A 22,704-nucleotide genomic window follows, 5' to 3' on the forward strand; every position below is an offset into this window, starting at 1 on the left:
AATTATTACACTACGGTAAACTGTAATATTGAATCAGATCCCATGTTTTGTCATCACAATCAAAGATGGAATTGAGTCCTTGTTCCTCTTGAGGAGGGTCGCCTGAGAAACCGTCGCCCTGTTTCCAATAAAGCTGACCAGGCACCGGCCTTTCAACACCACCAAAAGCCCAGAAATTCGACCCGGCGATGGATCCACGGGTTCTTTTACTTTTTAACCATTGTTCGAAAACGGCTGTAAAAAACTTATTTCTGGACCGGGTAGAAGAATGTGGATCAAAGGAATGACCATCTCTAGGCAAGCCAAATTCTTCTATCACCAATGGTTTTCGAAGTTCATCAGCAACAAGCTCATGTTTAGTTATATAATCTTTTGTTCTACCAAGAATACTTTCAAGAGAATCTGTTATGGTTGTATCCTTAAACCAGCTCCAGTTTTTGGGCCAGATATGCAGGGTGAGATAATCGATATTTTCTATTGAATGAATTTCTTTATACAGACTAAGTGATTCAGTGCCCATTTCCCCTTCTGTTCCGATTGTAACCAGGTGATTTCGATCTAAAGATTTAATTAACCTTGATGTTACTTCTATCCATTTTTTGTAAGCTAATACAGCAGAAGCCCTCATTGGACGGGGCTCGTTTGCTAGTTCCCAAGACATGATCACAGGGTCATTAATGTAAACACGCTGGTTATACTTATTCTTATGATTCAGCACGTACCGCAACTGGGTTTCATAATCCTGCAAACATGGCTGGCATGAATAAAATTTTGAAGTTTCATCTCTCAATTCGTCCCAGGACAGCCGGCTTTTCATTTTCTCATCACTTAATCCGTCATTCCAGTTCAGATACTGTAGAAAACCCCCGCTCCACTCCCAGTTATTACTTAAATAAAGAACTGCATGCATATTCCGCTTCTCCATTTCGAATAATAGAAAGTCAAGACTTTCAAGAATTCTGTCGTCAAATTTTGCTTTTTCTGGTTGCAAAGAAGGAAATACCCTCGTTTGTCCATTTATTAGCCCCTTACCTTCTGCTCCAACTAAAACCCGGAGGTTTGTAACTCCTTGTTTCTTTAAAAAATCCAGTTCATTTTTAAGTCTTTCTTTACCTTTTTTGGGATCGTTTTGCAAAGCCAAAAGCGCTCCATACCAGTAGTTGGCACCGAGAAAATAATAGGGTTTATTGTTCAGGAATAATTGATTCTGTTGGCGTTCAATAAAATTCACTTGTGCAACTCCATGAAATGCTAGCCCGATCGCACAAAGCAATACGAGACAGCTCCGCAAGCTAAAGTCCCTCATTAAATACGAATAAATGATGTGTAACAAAACCTGGTTGAATATTTATCAACCAGGCATAGTTAGTCTAATCCTGCTATTTTACTAGAAGGATATTATCAAAGAAGAATAGATCCGGATCGCCGTTTATTTGCATTATCAAATTGTCCAGAGAATTAACACCAGAACCTTTGAAGGTATCTAGATCAATTTTATGATATGTCCATTTACCTGCCGGTATTGTAACCTGAACACCCTTGGCCCAGTTGAAATTTAAGGAAACAACTCTATCGGTGGCAGAACCTTTAGTCCAAAATGTCAGGTACTTATAAGGTGTTAGACTTACAGAGCTTTTTTGGGCCAATTGAATTCCACCCCATCCTCCTGTGTACTCTGCACTCAAGCCGTTTGATCCTGAAATCTTATTTAAAGTTGATATCTTAAATTCAGTACTCCACGACCAATTATCTACGTTGCTGTTAAACGCATCGCCATAAATCGCATAGGCATTGGCCACATAGGTAAACTCCTGCTCACCTACCTTGGTACCTGATGAATTCGTAATTGACAATTTAACTCTACTCGCCGAGCTAGCGGGAATTTTTATAGTTAACTGTTTTTTACTCATCGAAACGATTTCGGCTTCTGTTGTTGTCCCGTCGATAACCACTTGTGATACGTCTTCGAGGTTTGTACCGGTCAAGGTTACAATCTGGCCGGCTTCGATATCAATTGCCGAAGACTGGCTTATTACAGGAAGAGCAACTACTTTAAATGGAATCTTTACACTTTTTCCTGCTGTATTTGTAAAGATGATGTTCTGAGGTCCGCCACCAGCCGTGTCAGGTATTCTGAATACAACGGATTTATCTTCATTAAATACAGGATTAAAACCTGCCGGAACATTATCCTTTTCAAATGTGATTGAGCTAAGACTACCTAAGCCAGCTCCTTTGACGATTAGAACATCCCCTCCAGAACCTTCGCCTGGATCAATAGTACTCACCTGAAGGTCGCCCGCGCCATACTCGGGCATACCAGTTCCGTCCTTCTTACAGGCTATAATACTAATAGTAAGAGCCGCTATGGCTACAATGGCTTTTATATTTAAAACTCTGAATTTTTTCATTTCAATTAGGTTTTAACAAATTTGTTAGTAAAAATTAACCGGTTCCTGAGTTAGTAAAGGATTACTAACTTTCTCAGCGGATGGGATTGGTAAAAACAACTGATTTTCGCTGACAAACTGCCCACTCACATCCATATGATTTATTGTCCGAACTCCATTATTGGTAGTATACTCTCCCCTTTCCTGTGCATGAAGAATCTGTTTTGCTTTATCAAAGCCCTGACGCTGGACATCGAACCAGAAGTCACCTTCAAAATTAAATTCAATCATTCTCTCATGAAGAATAATGTCTTTTGTTAAAACAGTCTTGTCTAAGCTTGCAGAGAAGCCTGCACGATGACGCACTTTGTTAAAAGCTGCCAGAGCTGATGCATCGGTGGTGGAAGAGTTATCTCCCAGAACAGCTTCAGCATAGATTAACAGGACGTCTGCGTATCTGATTATATAAGTACAGACCTCAGTATTCGAACCGTTTACCTTCTCGCCATTCGTTCCTGTACCTACGATATATTTTGCACTGTTAGTCCGGGTAGCGGTAAGAATCTGCTTCCCGGCGCCGGCGGCAGCTGTGGTATCGTAAGTATAACCGTTGGGATAATTATCATTTTTCCAATCTTGACGAAAAAAACCATGCTCCATTACACTTTTACGTCTTAGATCGCCAGACTCAAAGGAGTTTAGAAGATTAATGGAAGGAACTACTGAGGAATATCCTCCCGCTCCTGCTGGCTTAGGACTTAACAGTGGTCCGGGACCAATATTAGTTTGAGTATGATTTGCTGAACTATAATCTCCTGTAGCAGTCCATTGAAAAGCGAACAGGGACTCGATGTTTCCATTAGATTGAGCCGTTGAAAACATAGTATAATAATCCGGGAATAAATCAAACTTGCCCGAATTGATAACTTCCGAAGCTTTTGCTTTGGCATTTTCGTAATCTTTCATATACAGATATACCTTTGCCATCAATGCTTTTGCAGAATAAGCATTAACACGTAACCTCGGCTCGGAAATTACTGTAGGTAAACCCGCTTCTGCGACTTTCAAATCGTCAATAATAAACTTGAGTACATCGCTTTGTTTATAGCGGGGCACCTTGGTGTCTCCGCTTGTTGCTAACTGTATCGGATCCGTAATAATCGGAACATGTTGAAAAACTCTGGTTAAATAGAAATAGGCCATTGCTCTCATAAAGCGTGCTTCGGCGATACCTTTGTTTAAAAAAGCCTGGTCGCCAAGTGTTCCTTTCTTCTTTTCAAACTCATTTATAAGAATTGTTGAAACTCCCGCAACTTTATAGAAGGAATTCCAAGCCCGGTAGATCTGAGCATCTGTTTCAGATACAGTAAAGTTCATATAGGGGGCGTAATCGCCGGGCCCCGAGGTGATACCCGTTCCACCCATGATTTCGCCGATACTTAAGAAAGCCCGATCCATAAAGGGATACCATGCAGCTCCATACAGCAACCCTGTTGCACCCTCTACCTGCTCAGAGGTATTATAGAATGTTTCGAGAGTTGGAGCATTGGTATCCGGCCGATCCAGAAACTCCTTGCTACACGAGGTAAGTAGTGTCACAGCTGTAAGAAAGGTTAATATATTGTATTTCATCGCTAATTCTGTTTAATTCAGGTTAAAAAGTAATGTTTGCACCGATTGTGTAAGTACGTGGGTTTGGATAGTTTCCATTGTCGATGTTCGACATAAGTATATTGTTGTTAAAGGAACCCAGTTCAGGATCTAAACCGCTGTACTTTGTAAACGTGTACAAGTTCTGGCCTGAAACAAATATTCTGGCATTTGATATTTTAACCTTTGAAGAATACTTGACAGGGATATTATAACCCAGGTTTACCGTTTGAATTCGTAAATATGAGCCATCCTCAACAAACCGTGAGGACAAGGCACGGTTATTTTCATGCCATGAATTATATCTTGGCAGCGCTCCATTAGGGTTTCCAAGCGAATACCTGTTTGTTAGTGCTTCTACTGTTTGATTGTTATATACGTTGTACAAACCCTCTGTAAGTAGCTTTGTAAAATTCAGAATATCTCCTCCCTTGCGGCCCTGTAAGAATATACTGATATCAAAAGCTTTGATATTAAATGTATTGGTTAAACCAAAAGTAAATTTCGGATTAGGATTCCCTATAGTGGTAATATCGTAAGAATCTATAGTTCCGTCCGGACTACCATCAGGTCCGCTGATATCTCTGTATTTAACATCTCCAAGCCAGCTACCTTTTGGCCCAACTGCAATACCCTGATATGCATGGTTATCTATCTCACTTTCGGATCTGAAAAGGCCATCTGCAATGTATCCGTAAAACTGACCTACCGGGGCGTTTATTTTAGTGATAGTAGCTTTTCGAGGAGCATTCAATGCGTCAGTTACTTCATAAATAATTGGCACATTGCCAATATTCAGCTCCTTCAACGAGTTGGTGTAGTGACTGAATGTTAGAGTTGTTTTCCAGTTGAAGTTTTTGTTTGTGAAGTTGAAACTGTTAAGGGTCAAATCGAAACCATTGTTAACCATCTTACCCGCATTTGTAATTGGAGCTTGAATGTCATCCCAATTACTGCCAATACCTGTGTATCCCGGCAAAGACGATTGTAAAAGCATATCGGTGGTAAGCTTTCTGTAAACCTCGAAAGTAATTTCCAAACGTCTATTTAAAACTGAAGCATCAACACCTGCATTATAGGTTTTAACAGACTCCCAACCAAGGAATGGATTCGGAACATTATATGGCCAGCTACCCTGTCCAAATGCACCAGTTTGAAGAGTCATTCTCGAAGTAAAAGCATTACTGTATCTGGTATTTGCATTTCCTACAGCGCCCATTCCCAACCTAAGTTTCAAGTAATTCAAAAGCTTCAAATCTTTCGCAAAAGATTCGTTGGTGATCGTCCATCCTACCGAAGCGGCAGCGAAATTTCCAAACCGATTTTCTGGTCCAAAACTGGATGATCCATCTCTTCTTGCAGAAAGATTTAAGGAGTATTTATCTGCGAAAGTATATCCTGTTCTTGCAAAATAAGAGAACATAGCACTTTCTCCATTTCCCCCATCTGCCACCATCGTAAGATCCCTGGCTCCGGCAGCAATTGATTTAAAGTTTAGTATCAGATTTCGTCGATATCCACTAATATTATCCCAGGTCGATTCCCAGGCTTCCTGTCCCGCCTGCGCAGTTACAGCATGTTTTCCGAAATTTTGGTTATAATTTAGAAGGTTTGTAAAATTCCAGAACAATCCATTACCTCTTTGCTCACTGATGCTGCTCACCGGAATAATCGCAGTGTTACCATTTTTTGCTTCTGGCTCAAAAAATGTATTTTGACTCGCACTATAGTCAACACCAAATTGAGACTTGAATGAAAAATGTTTTAAAAAGCTGATTTCACCGTACAGATTAGCCAGAGTCCGATTATTTTTTATACTTATATCACGAAGTGAAGCGAGAGCCAGCGGATTTTGATTGGTACCAAAATTATACCCACCAATATTGATACTTGGAGCGAACGTTCCATTATAATAAATGGGAGCAGCAGGGCTATTACTTACCGCAACATTTATCGGTGTAGCTGAACCATTTGTTAAAGCTACATTTTGATCAGACCTGCTAAAGGTTGAATTTATTCCTAATTTAAACCAGTTTTTTACCTGCTGATCAAGATTCACCTTTAAGGAATATCTTTTTACTCCCGACCCAACAACTACACCTTCCTGGCTATAATATCCTCCGGAGGTATAATACGATGTTTTATTTGCACCCCCAGAGAAGGAAATCTGATGTTGTTGTGTTATTCCGTTTTTAAAAATAGCGTCCTGCCAGTCCGATCCATTTCCTAATATTGAGGGATCTCTGTACTCTCCGATTGGCACATAAGGGTTTCCATTGGTCGTCGCGATTTCCTCTAATACTTCATTTGAAAATTGGGCATACTGACTTAGATTCATTATATCCAGCTTTTTCTGTATTTCGGAACGTCCTCTAAATACATCATACGTTACTTTAGACTCGCCCGCTTTTCCTTTCTTCGTTGTCACAATTACGACTCCATTTGCAGCCCTTGATCCGTAAATAGCCTGAGCCGAAGCATCCTTTAAAATATCAATGGAGGCAATATCGACAGGGTTGATATTAGATAAAGGACTTTGTACCGTTTGAGCAGCACCAGCACCTCCACCACTATAGTTAGCTATAGTTGAGCCATTAAGAGGTACTCCATCTACTACATACAGAGGTTCATTTCCATTTACAGAGGTTACTCCCCGTACCAGGACAGAGACTCCTCCACCTGGTTGGCCACCGTTGGTTTGTACAGTAACACCAGAAACCTTTCCCTGAATCGCCTGATCTAAATTGGCAACCGGCAGGTTCTTCATATCTTTCTCAGAGATTGATGATATAGAGCTTGTAACCTCTGCTCTTCTAACAGAACCGTAGCCGATAACAACAACCTGGTCGAGGTTGTTAGTAGCCGCATCACCTAATACAATTTTTAAATTCGTGTTATTACCGACGCTCACTTCCTTAGCTTGCATCCCTAAAAATGAAATTACGAGTACACTATTGTCGGATACCCGGATTGAAAAAGCGCCGTTTTCATTAGTCTGTGTAGAGACCGTTCCATTTTTTACCTTAACAGATGCACCTGGAAGTGGCAAGCCGGTACCATCTGTAACTGTGCCAGTTATAACTCTCAAGTCTTGAGTATACGCGCTAAAAGTAGTCAGTAGTGTCACTAACAGACATAAAAAAGTTATAATTTTTTTGTGATTATCTTTGTTCATTTTGATTAACATTTTTGGATTTTGTCATAATTGGTTGAATACTCTTCTGTAATTTTTCAGTTCATAGTTACATCTGTTTTAATAATTAGTGATTTACATTTTCCAGATATCTGGTTTAGCTTTATTACTATCGAAGATGTTCAGCGGTAGCTGACACGGTCGGTTAGTAATTGGTTTATGATGTAAAACTAACTGGAGCAGAATATTGGTTTGCTTAAAAACAGGCACCCAAATGTTAAACACGCCGTAAATGCCTCATTATTACAACCTTACCAATAAAATTTACTGTAAATGGCTTGAAAATCAGCATTTGATCTTTATATCGAACTTCAAATAAGATAGCAATAAAATTACAGTTAGCCCATTCATACTAAACTTATATGTGCGTAATCAAAGGATTAACTCAGGTCCAGAAAAAAGTTCAAGCTTGATTTAGGGAATGTTTGACACTTCATTTCTCAATGTCTTTAGCTGCAAAAATGAGAAAGAATGGAGAAAGCAATTTACAAGGAGTATTAGGGTTTGTGTTTTAGGATCCAACATCCCTGTTTCAAAAATTGGATAAGGTAAAAAGCGGGATACAGAAGACACAAATTCAGGTTTCAGATTTCTACTCCATTTTCTTCGGTACCTTATTAATCGGCACTAGTATCTTTTCTACCCTGATACTTCGACGGAATGACATCAAATTCTGCTTTGAACGACTTCGCAAAGTTTCTAGGGGTTTTGAAACCTACCTTATAACATAGCTGTGAAATGGTATAATCACTTTTCTCTAACAATTGAGCCGCTCGTTTTAAACGGTAGGATTTGACAAATTCTAGCGGCGTTTTGCCGGTAAGATTCAGTATTCTGGTGTAAAGAGTAACACGACTTACAAATAAAAGACTACTTAATTCATCAACGGAGAAATTACTATTCGAGATGTTTTTCTCGATGATCTGAATTGCTTCTTGTAAAAACTTTTCGTTTGCAGATTCAATTTCAACCTCTATAGGCCTTACTTCAACCTGCTTTTGATAGGTTTTACGGAACGAATCCTGCTGTTTAAGAATATTGCGAAGTTTTGTTTCGAGGATTTCAAAGCTAAAAGGCTTTGTCATATAGTCATTGGCCCCAGATCCAAGTCCCTGTAGCTGACTTTCTTCGCCTGTAAGTGCGGTTAACAAAATTACCGGAATATGGAAAGTCCGGGTATCGCTTTTTATCTTTTTACAAAGATCTATCCCATTCATTTCGGGCATCGATATATCAGAAACTACCAAATTAGGGTGATAAAATAACGCCTTCTGCCAGCCATCTTTTCCATTGCTGGCTTCAAGAACGTTATAATCTTCTTTCAAATTATCCTTAAGATAAAAACGAAAATCTACATCATCCTCAACTATCAGCAAGGTAAGCTTTTTGTTAGAAACTCGTTGATCAGCAGACTTTATCACCTCTACAGATTGATTTTCGCCGACAATTATTTCCTCAATTTCGTTCTGTGTTTTTTCTTCCATTGAGATCCGCTCTACAGGTAAGAGCACAGTGAAGCAACTACCAAAACTTACTTCACTCTCTAAAAGTATATTCCCTCCGTGCAATCGCGTAAATTCTTTTGCAATTGACAACCCTATTCCACTCCCCTGATTAATAATGGCATCTGGAATTTCGTTCTGGAAAAAACTCTCGAAAATTTTGTCTTGCTTATCCTTCTCGATTCCTATTCCGGTATCCCGTACTTTTATTTCTACCTGATTATCTTTAGTTACATCGATAACTACATTGACTTTGCCATTTTCCAAGGTAAACTTGAAGGCGTTGGAGAGTAGATTAAATAGAATGCGCTCTACTTTATCATGGTCAAAAGCGATGTTAAGCTCTTCAAACCCTGAATTAAATGAAAGCTGGATATTTTTCTGTTCTGCAATATCTTTAAACGAGAATACAATTTCCTTCACAAATTTCACAAAATTCCCGGAACGTTTCTGCACCTTAAGTTCCTTTAGCTCCATTTTCCTAAAATCCAGTAATTGATTAACCAGGTGCAGAAGTCTCCGCGCATTGCGTTTAATTACCGCAATTTGATCAAGGGCCTTAGGATTTTCGGAGTTTTGTTTTATCAACTTATCTATAGGAGCGAGAATAAGTGAAAGTGGGGTTCGAAACTCGTGGCTAACATTAGTTAAGAATTTGATTTTCAACGCATCCAACTCTCTATATCGCATAGCTTCAATGCGCTCCTGCTCAATCGCTCTTTGAGTTTCGGCCTTCTGCTGTTCAATCAACCGTTGTACCTCTAACTTTTCCTGTTCTGCAGCAAATTGCCTTTTCAACTTCCTGATTCCTCGTTGCCTTGCCAGGTATAAACATCCTAAAATACCTAGCAGATACAAAGTGTAAGCCCAGGAAGACTTATAAAACGGAGGAAGAACACGCACCCGCAGCTCTGCGCCATTCTCGGTCCAACCTCCTTCTGAATTAGATACCCGGACTTTAAATATATATTCCCCCGGATCCAAATTGGTATAGGTAGCCTTGCGGATATCGTTTTCAGCTGTGGTCCATGTGCGATCGAACCCTTCCATCATATACTGATGTTTGACTTTATGAGGTTCGATATAATTTAGAGCCGCGAAGGCTATTGTAAAAACATTCTGATGACTTTTCAGAATAATCTCCTTTGTATCCAGAATAGATTGATCCAGGATAACATCACCATCTATAACTTCCCCAACTTTAACTGACTCATTAAACAACTGCAAGTCAGTAATAAATACAGGACTCTGATTTTGATTAGTTTTAATTTTAGAAGGATCAAATATGTTGAAGCCGTCTGCCCCTCCAAATACCAACTCCCCGGTTTTTAAACCTAAAGAAGCATTTCTATTGAATTCTTTTCCCTGCAGACCGTCAATTTCGTCAAAATTAGAGAACCGTAGGCTCATTCTGGGTTTGTGTACTATCGTTGCTCTTGATAATCCACTAGAGGTGCTTATCCAAAAATTGCCTTCACGATCTATCTCTATTTCCTGAATATTGTTGTCAGCCAGGCCGTCTATCGTAGTAAAGTTCATATAACTTTTTTTAACCGGGTTATAAACACTCAAGCCCTCTCTCGTACCAATCCAGATATTCCCACTGGCATCTTCACGCAGACAGTTTATGGTATTGTGAATTAAATTATTTCCGTTGTCTCCTTTATTAATAATTGACAAAAATTTATTTGATTTATATGGCAGAACAGCCAATCCATATCCTGTACCAAACCATATGTTTCTCTTTGAATCCTCCAATACGCAAAAAACGTAATTTGAATTCAGGTGTTTTCCCTGCAAGGTGAAGGCCTTAAATGTTTTCTCTTTTCTATCGAACAGATTTATTCCTCCTCCCATAGTTGTGATCCAAAAGCGATTTGAAGAATCTTCAAAAACTGAAGAAATCCTGTTGTCACTTATAGTCGTGTTATCTGTAGGATTATTTTTATAATGGGTAAAAGTTTTACCGTCAAAGCAATCGAGCCCACCTGAATAGGTTCCCGCCCATAATTTCCCATACTTGTCCAGATAGGCACATACGATGGCGTCATGCGATAGGCTCCCAGGATCCGAAGAATTATGTTGATAGGTTGTAAATGTATTTGCCTGTCGATTATAGTATGATAATCCTTTTCCATTGGTAGCAATCCAAAGATTTCCCTCCTTATCTTCTGCAAAGTCATTGATATCATTATAAATCAGGCTATTTGAAGTACTTGAGTGCTTTATTAAACTAAATTTAACAATATCGGGATGAAAATAACTTAAGCCTCTTTTATAGGTACCTACCCACACTGTTCCGAAGTTATCATAGTAAATTGACGAGAGATTATTCTGGCTAATGCCTTTGTCCTTGTCTTCCCGGCTTGATATATAGTCAACTTTCAACTTGTCCTTATCAAGGATATTCAGACCGCCATGATCGGTTGCGATCCATATTTTCTTCTTATCGTCCTGAATAATGCCAGACACAATGTTGGAGCTTAAGCGAAGAGGAGATGAATTTTTATTGAAATTAGTAACTAAACCTTTATGAGGCCGTATGTAAAACACCCCAAGAGAGAACATACTGTCATAAATCCATAAGTCGCCCTGGTTGTCAATAAAAATCTTGTAAGTATCATTTTCAACTCTTACCTGCTTATTTAAGACCTGAATTCTTTGTACCATTTTTCCGGTTTTTCGATCGATTTTTTCCAAAAGACCGTCCGCGTGAATTATCCAAACTTCATTGCGTGGGCCGAATCGCAGATCAATAATAGGGACAGCCGAAATAGAGGCTTCATCTTTAGGAATATGTTTTATATATTTTGTTGTTTCCTTCTCAGGATCATAGTGATAAAGTCCGGTAATAGGAGAAATAAACCAGAATTGTTTCGCCTTATCCTTCCTGACAGCTTTCACCAAACTTTCAGAAATGCCAATTCCCTTTAGATCGTCAATTATTTGTGGGTCAAAGCGATCTATTTTCGGATCATAAATCTGTATTCCGATTCTGCTTTCTACCCATAGCTTTCCAGCGGGACCTTCCGAGATGCTTCGGATATCATTGTCTCCGACAGTTGTTGAGTCGGATGATTTATGTTGATATAACTTGAAAGAATAACCGTCGAAGCGAGCCAGCCCGGCCATGGTACCAAACCACACAAAACCTTTTTCGTCTTTATAAATACAGTTGATCTGATTATGAGGTAATCCATCTCTTACCGTAAGATGTGAAAACTGATACGAAGGTATTTGAGCTAAAACGGGTGTCCCAGCTAAAAAGAGAAGCAAAACAACAATCAATCTTGAAAACATAATTCAGGGTGTACGTCAATTCAAAAATCAGATACTCATCAGATGGAGGTCAAAATTGGTATACGGGAGTTTCTAAAGGTTACTCAATCGCCCTCGCATAGCGAAGGATAAGATAGCAAATTTTCAGTTCACCTGCCACTGGTATTAAACAAAATTAACATACTTTGAGTACCTTTTTGATAAAAAACGAGGCGTCAAATGTTAAGCCCAACATGCGTAGCCGAAAAAATCCCTCCCGTCATTAAACAAAAAAGCAGGACCTTTGGGAGAGGCCTGCTTTATATAACCAATAAAAAAGGGAGGGCATGCAGTAATTATATCTCTTGCAACGGAGAAATTTTAATTTAATTTACGATCAGCTTACAAAGTTATTCAAATGGCCTGATGAGAGCCAAGCAAGATTACCCCACTGGTTTACAATCGTTTTTTAATAATTGCGGTCCAACCACCCCCACTTGACAGATGGATTTTCAGCTTGTCATTTTTTGAAACATCCACGACCTCTAATTTATAATCTTCCGCATTCCGGTCGGCATTCACCCCATCCGCGAATATTTCAGCCTTAAAAACGCCATCTTCAAGAAACGAGCAATCTATCTCAATCTCTCTCGCCGTCCAATTTGTTAATGCGCCCACATACCAAACATTTCCTTTTCTTCTAGCAATAGCAACAAACTCCCCAACTTTTCCTCCCACTGCAACAGTTTCATCGTAGACAGTAGGTATTTGGGTTATATAGCTACAGGTCTCCTGTTCTTTTGCATATGCGGAAGGGCTATCTGCAAGCATCTGCAAAGGCGCTTCGTATACCACATACATCGCTACTTGATGCGCCCGTGTTCCATGACTCATCGGCATAGAGTTCGAAGGGAAGAAATTTCCCTTGGTAGCATTCGTCATTGCTCCAGGGGTATAATCCATCGGACCAGCTAACATTCGAATAAAAGGAATTGTCACGTCATAGAGAGGGACATCATCATTAGGGGTCCATTTGGAGTTTTCCAACCCTTTAACACCCTCGAAATTCAGGACATTGGGAAAAGTACGCTGCAAGCCATCTGGCTTATAAATGCCATGCAGATCAATAAGCAATTTATGTTCAGCTGCCTTTCTCGCGATGGTGTATGTAGATCCAGTCATCAGCTGATCATCTCTATCTAGGAAATCTAACTTAAAACCCTTTACTCCCAGGTTGGAATATTTTTCCAGAACATTATCCAGGTCTTTCCAAATAGCTCGCCAGGAAGCCCAAAGAAAAACCCCAACATTCTTGCCTTTTGCATAATCAATCAATTCCGGAACAGAAATATCAGAGTTTAACTTTCCAAGATCTATCGGATCGCTCCAACCTTCATCCAAAAGAATATATTCGAGTTTATTAGCTGCCGCAAAATCAATGTAATATCGATAAGTAGCATTATTGATCCCTGCAGTAAAATCTACCCCGGTAATATTCCAATCGTTCCACCAGTCCCACGCTACCTTTCCCGGCTTTATCCAGGAAAGATCTTTAACTCTACAAGGTTCAGCAAGCTTTTGTACCATATCACTATTCAGTAACTCCCTGTCGTCTCTGCTAATTATTATAGCTCTCCAAGGAAAATTAACCGGACCCTTCGCTTTCGCAATATACGCGGCTCTTTTCGATGGAACAGAATTGAACAACTTATGACCTCCGGGCTCCTCAGTTACTGGATATCCGGCGAACCGGGCATTTAAAGAGTTACCCGTACCCTTTAGAACGAATAAGCCGGGATAATTTTCGAGATTGACATCAATTATGGCCGCTTTCAATTCATTTCCATAATCTATTAGTAAAGGAAGAAAGGCCAAAGAATCGGGATACAGTTCTGACAATTTTTGTTCATCGTATAATGACTCGAAGGAATTGACATACCTGTCGTTCTTTTCTCTTAGATCATGGACATAGGGTATAAAAACCTTATAATTGGATTCGAAGTTAAAGTCCGCTCTTTCTGAGACGACTTCAAATTCGCGTTGGTCCTTACTTATAAAACGGTAGGCTGCCCCATCGTTGTAAACCCTTACTTGCAGACCGTCTCCGTCGTTGAAGTTCAGGGAAAGAATATTATAGACATCGTCAACACTACTTTTTTTGTACACGGGAGTTGCGAAAGAAGAAACGACTTTCTTAACGGTGGACTTTACAACCCGGACTTCCCTACCCATAATTTTGCCACTACTCAGATGTAATGCAATAACAGAGGGTAAAAGAATAATCTTTCTGTCGGATTTTATACTCCACGTTAATTCATGCCCAACTTTAAGACTTACTACAATCCTTTGATCAGGAGATTTTACCAAATACCCGTTAGTTTTTGAAAATATGGGACCAACGCTGGTCAATAGTAAAGAAACCGCAATAAAAAAACCTTTCATTTTCATCCTACTTATAGATTTTTAATTTCCTCGCATCTTTTTCAAAAAAAGTCTCCGGAGATCTATAAAACCTGACAAAGTCGGGAGCAGAACTGTGGCCCGGGTAAGGCACGTAAAATTCTGTGGATCCGTCATAGGATTTATATCCCGCATTTCGCCACAGGAGTACATAGGCAATCTTGAAATTCCGTAGTGACGGCTGAAGCACCTCAGTAAACCAATGATTATAAGGAATTTGATTAAAACCAATTTCGCCAACTGCAGCAAGTTTATTTCGCTCCCTGGCAACTTCGTCCACTATCGATAAGCACTCCCTCAATTTATTTACAAATGAAGTATCTATCGGTATCTTGCTGTGCTGATAAGTATCAAATGATAAAACATCAACGTAATCATCCCCAGGATAACGATCTAAAAACTCTGCTTTAGACCTAATCTCATTTCCTGTATTATATACGACAATCAGGTTATGCAGCTTTTTTTTGACTCTTAAATAGTCTATAGTAAACCGAAATAATCGTATATATTCTTCGGGGCTGCAGCTTTTCGCTCCCCACCAAAACCAATGACCCGTCAGTTCATGGAAAGGCCTGAAAAGCACGGGAATGGGTTCACCTTTTTTCCCCTTTAAGTCAGCTAAAAAAGCTGCAACCCTGTCTAATTGCTTTAAAAATGTTTCATATTTCGCTCCTCCGGGCAGGATGGATGATACGGTACCAGGAAAAGGATCCCAGGCTGACTTACCAGTGAGAGGATTATCTCCGTGCCAGCTGAGTGAAATAATGCCGCCTTTGGAATACCCTTCCCTGATAAAACTTTTCATCTTATCGAATGGCACGCTATCAAGATTCAAATGAGCACCTGTCTCAAGATGCCCCAGTTCCCATCCATATAATGCAGGGTATTCTCCTACCACCTCTTTTATATCAGATTTTCCTGGAATATACTTCCACTTTACTCCATAAGCCAGGGCATCCTGGTGGCCTACCATATACCCTTTTTCGCGATTTTTTATAAGATTGGAAAAGAGAGCGGCTGTTTTTTTGGTAGCTTCATTATCTGAAAGGCGATGCTGCGCATTCAGTGCTGTACTAATAACCAGCACTGCAATCAATAGTGTGTGTTTTATTTTCATGTTTTTATTTAGGAACTCCGACCTTCGCATTCGAGCCGACACCTACCTGCTGTGGCTAATAGTTCTTTGCTAAAATACAGGCAATCAATAGAGAAAATGTTTAATAGTAGGCATCCAAATGTTAAAAAGAGGGACTGAAGTTTCACATTTTTGGGATTCGATGCATGCACAAAGCTCTCAGCTAGCTGACAAGTCCTAAATACGCGATATAGAGAGTTCTGATACTTTTGGTTACTGATGACATAAATCACCCAGTTTTAAAGGTATGGTCGCGCCTTTTAGAAATAATATTTTTAAATGACTTTGATCAGTCTTGAATGGCTATCGATAAAAATTCATTACGTAAAAACGCCGGTTGTGATCTCACAACCGGCGCAGTTTTTTGACTTACACTCAACCACCACCGTATATGAGTGGATCATAGTTTCTCTATTTCAGAGAAGGCATTTCATCTAGTGTAATAACATATGAATGATTCATGATTGCCTTCCACTGATTTAAAGTATTCCAGGTGGAGTTTCTGGTATATTCACCATCCCAGGTCATAAACCAGGACCACCCAGCGCTATCTGCTACTAATAAGTTGGGATCCGGGTTAGAACCAGTTTCAGTCATTGCAACCATTTTTTTCCCTCCATATAAGCTATTAATATTGTTGAATTCTATAGCTTGAGAAGAGTGATTCCCTTGGCTATAAATGTCTTTTCCAATAATATCAACATAAGCATCTCCGGGATACCATGCTTCATCATTCGGCTCACGCGTCCAAACCCATATAAGGTTCTTAAGTCCATGGTGGTTAACAAGTCGGTCATACATAATCTGCCATAACTTTTTGCATGGTTCAGGCCCTTTCGCTCCCCACCAAAACCAGCCACCTGCTGCCTCATGGAGAGGGCGCCATATGACTGGAACATTTTGTGTTTGCAATGCAGATAATAGTCCTGCCAGATAATCAATGTCTGAAATCATGGCGTTATATTCTGGCGAAGACGGAATCAGAATTTTAGAGACGTCAAATTGCGTATTGGCGGAATAAAATTCCTCTGTTATACGAGAAGGATCTCTCCAATGCCAGGTAAAGGCTGTGATTCCGTTCCGATCCCACCAAGTTTTAGCTTCTTGCACAGGCGTATTATTATCATACCAGGTATAACCTCTGTTAATAAAACCAAAATCATTACCCATCAAAGCTGGCTCTTTGCCTGTTTTCAGTTTTAACCAATCCACCTCAGCCTTGTTCATTACTCCTGAAAGGATCTTCTTACTATAATTATTCCTTAAAAATTGATATAGGTTATTTGCTTGAGACGTTGCGCCGACAGTTACCAACGATGTGTTAATATTAAACCGACTAGCTGGATCGATCGCCTCTAATTTTAAGAGGTCAATCTGAATATAGCCCCAGGAATTATTTATAGCAATGGTATGTGTTCCTGCAGTGAGCTTAATCGACGTTACTATTTTATAGTCAACATAGCTGGCGTTTGCTGGAGTAGTGAAATTAGACGACATGGCGTCAACTGTCACGACATTTGTCTTCTCCCCAAAAGGTGACGCAGCATTAATGTAAATATTGTAAAAAGCGTCTGTAGGGATGCTTACCTGAAAAGATACACTGCCGGAATTTTGTTCAACAAAATAACCTCCCGAGCGGTTCACATCCGCTACTGCTACTGCCCCCCCCGCTAAAGTCCCCATTTCAGCTTCTAAAATTGGTCCGGTAAGGGGTGGCGTTGTAGTTCCTCCGCCTGGTTTTCCAGATATTAGTTGTTCAATTTTTGCTGCAGCTGCTTGTTCTTCTTCCTTCTTACAAGCCGAAAACAAAGTTAGGACAAATAGAAAGGTTAGTAGAAAGTTTTTAAGATTCTGTACTCTCATTGTGTTTATAATTTATAGTTAATTGGTGGTGGTTCTTTTCTGAGCTGCCTGGAGAGACAATTCATTTTTTATCGAAAATTTTGGTTTACTTCTCACAATTTCAGCTATTAGAATTTCGGATAAAAAAGAGGCTCTGCTGAGAGAATCTGAAATCCTTAGGCCTAATTGGTTGTCGAATCAAAGATATATTGACGGGAATGTCCCTTTGTATAAAAAGAGGGGGGATAATGTAAAGGAAGAGTCCAAACGAAGGGCATTTTCAGGATTTAGCCTCCGGGTCTCGGATAGAAATTCGTGTATTAACCTTTAAGAAGTTCTCATTAATTTCTCAATTGTAATTTCATCATTATGTCGATCTGCTCATCATCGCCTAATTTGAAAATATGCTTCTCGAACTCACCCTTTTTATATTGATACTTTCCATTGAGGTTGATCTTAACAACCTCGGCAACTTCGAATAATGTTTGTTCCATAAAAGCCACTGTACAACAGTTGCTATGGTAGAATGAGTCGCGTGTTATATAATAGGTATTTTGTTGAATCTACCCGTAACTTCTGTTCCAGAGCCTCCGCTACCTCCTGCATATGCGCACGTAAACGCCAAGACAAAACTTCCAGAGGCTTTTCCTTCTGATATACTCTCAATTTTTATCCAGGATTTGACTAAAGCGTAGTCAAAGGTTGTCATGTGCTTAATAAGATCATTGTTTTTCTTATGAGTATAAGATACTAGACCACGGGTATTAATCAGGCTGTTCTGAAACATATTCAAGTTATATGTCTTTCCTTGTTGCAGGTTTGCACCGTTAGCAGCACTCGACCAATAAAAATCAATTGCGTACTCATCTTTTCCTTGTAATTGATAGTCCGCATCGCAGAATCTCCATAATGGGAATGATTGATTCTTGATATCTCTACTAGGGCTAAATAGCCAAAAGCATCTAGTTGTGTCTCCACCGCGAGAAGAGACATCTAAACTTCCACTAGTTAGAGGATATGTCCTATACTCAAAATCTTCAGGCGTAGGAAATATGAGATTTCCTAATTGATCTGATTTGCCAACATTAAGAATTATATAAGGGAGGGCTGGGTCTGGTGGAGTTGTTTTATTCTCTTGGGGCTCATCGTTTGGGCCATCATCTGACTTTCCACACATTACCAGAAATAGAGAAAACAACAATACAGAGGATAATGCAATTCGAAGGGTAGCTTTAGTTTTCATAATAGAGGAGTTAAGTAGAACAGATGTCTCAATCGTTATGCATTGTAGAATACCTTAACAATGAGTAGGTTAAATATCTAAATGAGCAACAAAGGGAGTGACTTGAGGTTTGTTAAAAAAAATAAAAGTCTTCCGATGAAGTTGTGTTAAGATAGCTGACCGTTCCTGAGCTAACAGATCGTTGTAAAAGAATGTCCGGGGGCTAATAGAGCTATTCTTTTAAAAGGTTTATTTATAAGCTTAGCCTTTTAAATGCATGTAGTAAATACAACATTTACCTTACCCATAAAAGCCAGTTTTACTTTCATTAAATTGATTTGATGAGATGTCATTCTTAACCGGGACTTCGTACGAACCGTTACTTCTTTTGAAATACATTTCTCGGATTAAAACTATCCATATGAATGGAAGTAGCCAGACCAGGAGGATATGACTGAGCTTCCTGGAGGTTGATAGCAAATCGCTCTTATTAGCTTGAATGAATAAAATCCAGAGAACGCAATACAGGTCAATATGGTGATGAAAATGAATATCTCTTTCATGAACTCTAAGGTACAACCATTAAAACAAACTATGTACTTGATGATCGCATTTCATCATTTCCCTACACTACAGCTCAATTTAGGATCTGTAACCCAAGTTTTACCAGTGTCGGAAAATTATAAAAATCCGTTCAGCCTGCTTTTTTAAAAGCCTGACTTTTAAATAAATGTGTAAATAATTAGATTTAGTTCATTGTTCGTATTCAGCGAACAAGCGCACCCAGCTGCACATCTTTCTACCAGTTCCTGTATCTATATACCCTTGTAAATAAAAATGTGCATGACCTGAAGAATTATATATCTTTAGTTATGAAACAGCCACTTTATCTTCTTCTCTTTCTAATTATTCCATTCCTCTCTTTTGCTCAAGATAAGAATCAAATTATGCAGCAAGCGCTTCTTGTCGCAAAAGCCACGAAAGATAAAGACTATGCTACTGTTGTTAAATATACTCATCCTTCTCTCATTCAAATGATAGGTGGCAACGATGCAATGATGAAACTGTTAGCAACCACAATGAAGACTATCGCTGAACAAGGTATTTCAATCGATTCCGTTAGTCTTGATCCACCAGGAAGTAATTTCAAAGCTGGTGATGAAATACATTGTTTACTTCCCCAAACTGTCATCATGAAGTTTAAAACTGATAAGAAAATTATAGCCAAAGGCTACCTTCTTGCTATAAGTAAAGACAACGGATTGAATTGGAGCTTCTTAAATTTAACAGAAGAACTAAACAACCAAACTATTACAAAGCTTCTGCCAAACTTCAATCAGGCTCTCAAGCTTCCAACTGATAGTAAAATGGAGGTGATCGATAATTGATTTCTATAGAGGCTTATTTGCTACGTTAATTACAAGCCTAGCCTTTTAATTCGACTGCTATAATGCTATAAATGATTCTTACCTCTTAGATATAAAACATACTGTCAAATAATCTCCTCCAGAGGTTGCCATACTTTTGGTCGAGGCCTTGCAGCGGTTCCCGGCTTAACCTTGTCCTATCATAAGTATATGATAACAGGTTCGAATGATAATTTATTCTTTAAACTTCTTCAAAAGCTTTTTAAAATCAATAGGATCAAACTCAAATTCAGGTGGCCTTTCATTGGCTTTATTTACTACCAATGCAAATTTTTTAGCGTTTTCTTTAGGTACAAATAATTTATACCGATATACGCTATCTGAATTCATTTTATATTCCCAGACGGAAATATTATTAATTGTATCTACAATATAAACATTCAATATATCTGGTGAATAAAATTCCCCTGGGATATTATCTTTAGTTTGAATTCTGTACTCATTGGGACTTATTCTTTCAAACTTGTCCATTATAAAATAGATTGGTTCCCACTGATAGTAAATTACAAGGGTATCACTAAGGACTTTTTTGTCATAACCATTTGCTGAATTGTATATATAATATTTGTCTTTATGCTTATATAATGGCACCCATTCATCCGGAAGCATAGAGGTGTCAAAGTGTTTCAAGTGTTTTACGGTATCATTCTCAAAAGCTTCGTTCATGCTTTTACCTTCATAAGAAAAATCCAGAGCCTCGTTATAATAAGTTGACTTTCTATCAGTTTCAATGAAAACTTTGTTCCACACCGGTAATGCCACATTTTCATGATAGAACGTTTTGCTATAATTTCTTAGGAAAATTGTATCTCTGTTACTTTTAAAAGTTTTAAAATTTCTGGAAGGCATAATACAGCCAAAGAGAATGCTGATTGCCAATATTGGAATAAGGCTTTTAACTAATTTTATAATAATGACCATCTAGCAGTTTAACTATGAAGTTATAAAGTTCTTGCTTAATCTTATGTCTATGGGGCTTATCAATTCATCACTCCTTAATGTTGTTCAATCCAAAATTCGATAGCCTGTCCCTGGTCATCTAGCTTTACAACAAGAAAGTTAGGATCAATAGTAGACCAACCAACTGGATACAGCATTAATGTATCTGGTTGTGAGTTGAGGCGCATAAATTCATTTATTTGATTCATAATTCGACCGTTACTGTCAGCCCTAATGTTTTCGGAATTAGTATAGGAGATTGAATCAGGTATCGACATTCCTTTGGGAAGCCGCTGTTCAATTTTATCGCTATATGGTTTACCAAGTAAGGCAATTATAGAGTCTTTGGATAGACCAGTCTTCAAATAATTTTTGAGTAAATCTTCAGTCATATAGGCACGTGGATTTCCTGTGTCATTTACATCGTTATTTTTTAACCAGGATTCTCTTTCAAATTGCTTTGGATGTGAGCAAGATGAAATTAATACAATTGAACATAAGACAAAAAGGTAGCGTAACATAAGTCAATAATATGATGGTGCTGTCAAAGCTAAATGCGCGATCTGGTTGATTATTTAGGTGTGTTTTCTTAACCTGAGCGTTCGATGAGCCTAAGCTTATAAAACTTGATGATCAATGTGAATAATACTGTTTCTAATCTTTGCATGGCGGTATATTCTACTGATGCAATTTTTATAAGCTTTCAATAGATTTTAGTTCCTACACTTCCCTTCATTTTCAAGGTATATATACCCTGAGCCAGGAAATGTCGGAAGTCTTAAACTGATTCTTTACAAGGTAACCTGTTAAACAATAGGCTCAAAGTCTGATTTAGGTTGCACATTTTCGACCAGTTCCTTCATCTACATACCCCTTGTAAATTAAAATGTGCAAATTACTTACTTTTCTATTTTACTTTCGATGTGAGGTATAACTTCTTTATAATCAATCTCTGTTCGTTTACTTTTTTCTAAGGACTCAAGTTCATCTTTTTTGCTCTTCTCATAATCGCTAATTTCATCAGTCCTAAACTTTATAATTGAATCAATCTGCTCCTGTTGAGTTTTTACATATTCATAAGGTATAAGGTTAAGGTGTTGACAATTAACGGATAATCTCCGATATTTCCAATCGTTACGGAAGAGAGAGATGTATTAACTTTAAAATAAATCAGCTCAGGCATCCTTCCAAACAACATGCCTCATTACCACAAATTGAGCTTCTTTATACCCTTTATTCGTAACATATTGATATTTAGATTATCTTAGTATAAACGAACCATGATAAAGAGAAAGCTACCTTTTCCTGGAGGAATTGAATTTTTGATAGCGGCACTTGCATGCCTTATTGCAAGAGAACAAAGTGAAATACCTGAGGTTTATTCAATTCTGATGATATCTGCATTAGTAGCGATAGGGTTGTACTACCTTTTAAAAGGACGAATTTCCTTCACTAACAGAAAATAAACTAAGCAGATCAATAATAGTAACATTTTAATTTAGTAATGCTATGCTAAGCAGAAAACTACCTCTTGTAATGGGCATTGAGCTGCTATTGTTGATGGTTTCCATCGTCATAGCAAAAGATATAAGTGAAATTATTGTAATTGACCTGATGCTAACAGCTATTTTATTGATTGGAGCAGTTTTTCTCTATTTATTTAAAAGAAGGCGGATCGGTTAACAT

Annotated in this window: 14 protein-coding genes; 2 read left to right on the forward strand and 12 right to left on the reverse strand. The window is 38.6% G+C overall.

Annotated features, from left to right (window positions below; translation table 11 throughout):
• Window positions 1-10: 10 nt before the first annotated feature.
• The 10 genes from WG906_RS04365 to WG906_RS04410 all read right to left on the reverse strand — a co-directional run bounded on the left by WG906_RS04365 (window position 11) and on the right by WG906_RS04410 (window position 18,673).
• Window positions 11-1,306 carry a glycoside hydrolase 5 family protein gene (locus tag WG906_RS04365; RefSeq protein ID WP_339991301.1) on the reverse strand — a complete coding sequence of 432 codons (1,296 nt, stop codon included), beginning with the start codon at window positions 1,304-1,306 and terminating at the stop codon, window positions 11-13.
• A gap of 73 nt (window positions 1,307-1,379) precedes the next feature.
• Window positions 1,380-2,411 carry an IPT/TIG domain-containing protein gene (locus tag WG906_RS04370; protein WP_339991302.1) on the reverse strand — a complete coding sequence of 344 codons (1,032 nt, stop codon included), beginning with the start codon at window positions 2,409-2,411 and terminating at the stop codon, window positions 1,380-1,382.
• Between the two features lie 24 nt (window positions 2,412-2,435).
• Window positions 2,436-4,022, reverse strand: a complete 1,587-nt coding sequence (locus WG906_RS04375) for a RagB/SusD family nutrient uptake outer membrane protein (RefSeq protein ID WP_339991303.1) — start codon at window positions 4,020-4,022, stop codon at window positions 2,436-2,438.
• A gap of 22 nt (window positions 4,023-4,044) precedes the next feature.
• Window positions 4,045-7,167 carry a SusC/RagA family TonB-linked outer membrane protein gene (locus WG906_RS04380; RefSeq protein ID WP_339991304.1) on the reverse strand — a complete coding sequence of 1,041 codons (3,123 nt, stop codon included), beginning with the start codon at window positions 7,165-7,167 and terminating at the stop codon, window positions 4,045-4,047.
• A 683-nt stretch (window positions 7,168-7,850) separates the two neighbouring features.
• Window positions 7,851-12,011: a hybrid sensor histidine kinase/response regulator transcription factor gene (locus WG906_RS04385; protein ID WP_339991305.1), complete on the reverse strand. Its 4,161-nt coding sequence runs from the start codon at window positions 12,009-12,011 to the stop codon at window positions 7,851-7,853.
• Window positions 12,012-12,449: 438 nt separating this feature from the next.
• A complete protein-coding gene (locus WG906_RS04390) occupies window positions 12,450-14,435 on the reverse strand; it encodes a retaining alpha-galactosidase (RefSeq protein ID WP_339991306.1) in 1,986 nt (661 codons plus the stop codon).
• A 7-nt stretch (window positions 14,436-14,442) separates the two neighbouring features.
• Entirely contained in the window at window positions 14,443-15,570 is a 1,128-nt protein-coding gene (locus WG906_RS04395; RefSeq protein ID WP_339991307.1) for a glycoside hydrolase family 26 protein, read from the reverse strand.
• A 429-nt stretch (window positions 15,571-15,999) separates the two neighbouring features.
• Window positions 16,000-17,451 carry a glycosyl hydrolase gene (locus WG906_RS04400; RefSeq protein ID WP_339991308.1) on the reverse strand — a complete coding sequence of 484 codons (1,452 nt, stop codon included), beginning with the start codon at window positions 17,449-17,451 and terminating at the stop codon, window positions 16,000-16,002.
• Window positions 17,452-17,771: 320 nt separating this feature from the next.
• The gene (locus WG906_RS04405; RefSeq protein ID WP_339991309.1) at window positions 17,772-17,924 is read right to left on the reverse strand and encodes a hypothetical protein; all 153 of its coding nucleotides are present in this window, start codon (window positions 17,922-17,924) and stop codon (window positions 17,772-17,774) included.
• A 44-nt stretch (window positions 17,925-17,968) separates the two neighbouring features.
• Window positions 17,969-18,673, reverse strand: a complete 705-nt coding sequence (locus WG906_RS04410; protein WP_339991310.1) for a hypothetical protein — start codon at window positions 18,671-18,673, stop codon at window positions 17,969-17,971.
• 851 nt (window positions 18,674-19,524) lie between these two features.
• Between WG906_RS04410 and WG906_RS04415 the strand changes: the two genes are divergently transcribed.
• Window positions 19,525-20,040 carry a hypothetical protein gene (locus tag WG906_RS04415; protein ID WP_339991311.1) on the forward strand — a complete coding sequence of 172 codons (516 nt, stop codon included), beginning with the start codon at window positions 19,525-19,527 and terminating at the stop codon, window positions 20,038-20,040.
• 213 nt (window positions 20,041-20,253) lie between these two features.
• Here the strand turns inward: WG906_RS04415 and WG906_RS04420 are convergent, their stop codons facing one another.
• Window positions 20,254-21,000: a hypothetical protein gene (locus WG906_RS04420; RefSeq protein WP_339991312.1), complete on the reverse strand. Its 747-nt coding sequence runs from the start codon at window positions 20,998-21,000 to the stop codon at window positions 20,254-20,256.
• A gap of 74 nt (window positions 21,001-21,074) precedes the next feature.
• A complete protein-coding gene (locus tag WG906_RS04425) occupies window positions 21,075-21,539 on the reverse strand; it encodes a hypothetical protein (protein WP_339991313.1) in 465 nt (154 codons plus the stop codon).
• A gap of 988 nt (window positions 21,540-22,527) precedes the next feature.
• Here WG906_RS04425 and WG906_RS04430 point away from each other — a divergent pair.
• Complete coding sequence (locus tag WG906_RS04430) at window positions 22,528-22,701, forward strand: hypothetical protein (RefSeq protein ID WP_339991314.1); 174 nt, start codon at window positions 22,528-22,530, stop codon at window positions 22,699-22,701.
• Window positions 22,702-22,704 lie beyond the last annotated feature (3 nt).

Origin of the sequence: Pedobacter superstes (genome assembly GCF_037622515.1) — a bacterium.
Taxonomy (GTDB): Bacteria; Bacteroidota; Bacteroidia; order Sphingobacteriales; family Sphingobacteriaceae; genus Paradesertivirga; species Paradesertivirga superstes.

Excerpts from the sequence above, each read along its gene's own strand:
- WG906_RS04365 (WP_339991301.1), bottom strand. The coding sequence starts at position 1,306 with ATGAGGGACTTTAGCTTGCGGAGCTGTCTCGTATTGCTTTGTGCGATC.
- WG906_RS04370 (WP_339991302.1), bottom strand. The coding sequence starts at position 2,411 with ATGAAAAAATTCAGAGTTTTAAATATAAAAGCCATTGTAGCCATAGCG.
- WG906_RS04375 (WP_339991303.1), bottom strand. The coding sequence starts at position 4,022 with ATGAAATACAATATATTAACCTTTCTTACAGCTGTGACACTACTTACC.
- WG906_RS04390 (WP_339991306.1), bottom strand. The coding sequence starts at position 14,435 with ATGAAAGGTTTTTTTATTGCGGTTTCTTTACTATTGACCAGCGTTGGT.
- WG906_RS04395 (WP_339991307.1), bottom strand. The coding sequence starts at position 15,570 with ATGAAAATAAAACACACACTATTGATTGCAGTGCTGGTTATTAGTACA.
- WG906_RS04400 (WP_339991308.1), bottom strand. The coding sequence starts at position 17,451 with ATGAGAGTACAGAATCTTAAAAACTTTCTACTAACCTTTCTATTTGTC.
- WG906_RS04405 (WP_339991309.1), bottom strand. The coding sequence starts at position 17,924 with ATGGAACAAACATTATTCGAAGTTGCCGAGGTTGTTAAGATCAACCTC.
- WG906_RS04410 (WP_339991310.1), bottom strand. The coding sequence starts at position 18,673 with ATGAAAACTAAAGCTACCCTTCGAATTGCATTATCCTCTGTATTGTTG.
- WG906_RS04415 (WP_339991311.1), top strand. The coding sequence starts at position 19,525 with ATGAAACAGCCACTTTATCTTCTTCTCTTTCTAATTATTCCATTCCTC.
- WG906_RS04420 (WP_339991312.1), bottom strand. The coding sequence starts at position 21,000 with ATGGTCATTATTATAAAATTAGTTAAAAGCCTTATTCCAATATTGGCA.
- WG906_RS04425 (WP_339991313.1), bottom strand. The coding sequence starts at position 21,539 with ATGTTACGCTACCTTTTTGTCTTATGTTCAATTGTATTAATTTCATCT.
- WG906_RS04430 (WP_339991314.1), top strand. The coding sequence starts at position 22,528 with ATGCTAAGCAGAAAACTACCTCTTGTAATGGGCATTGAGCTGCTATTG.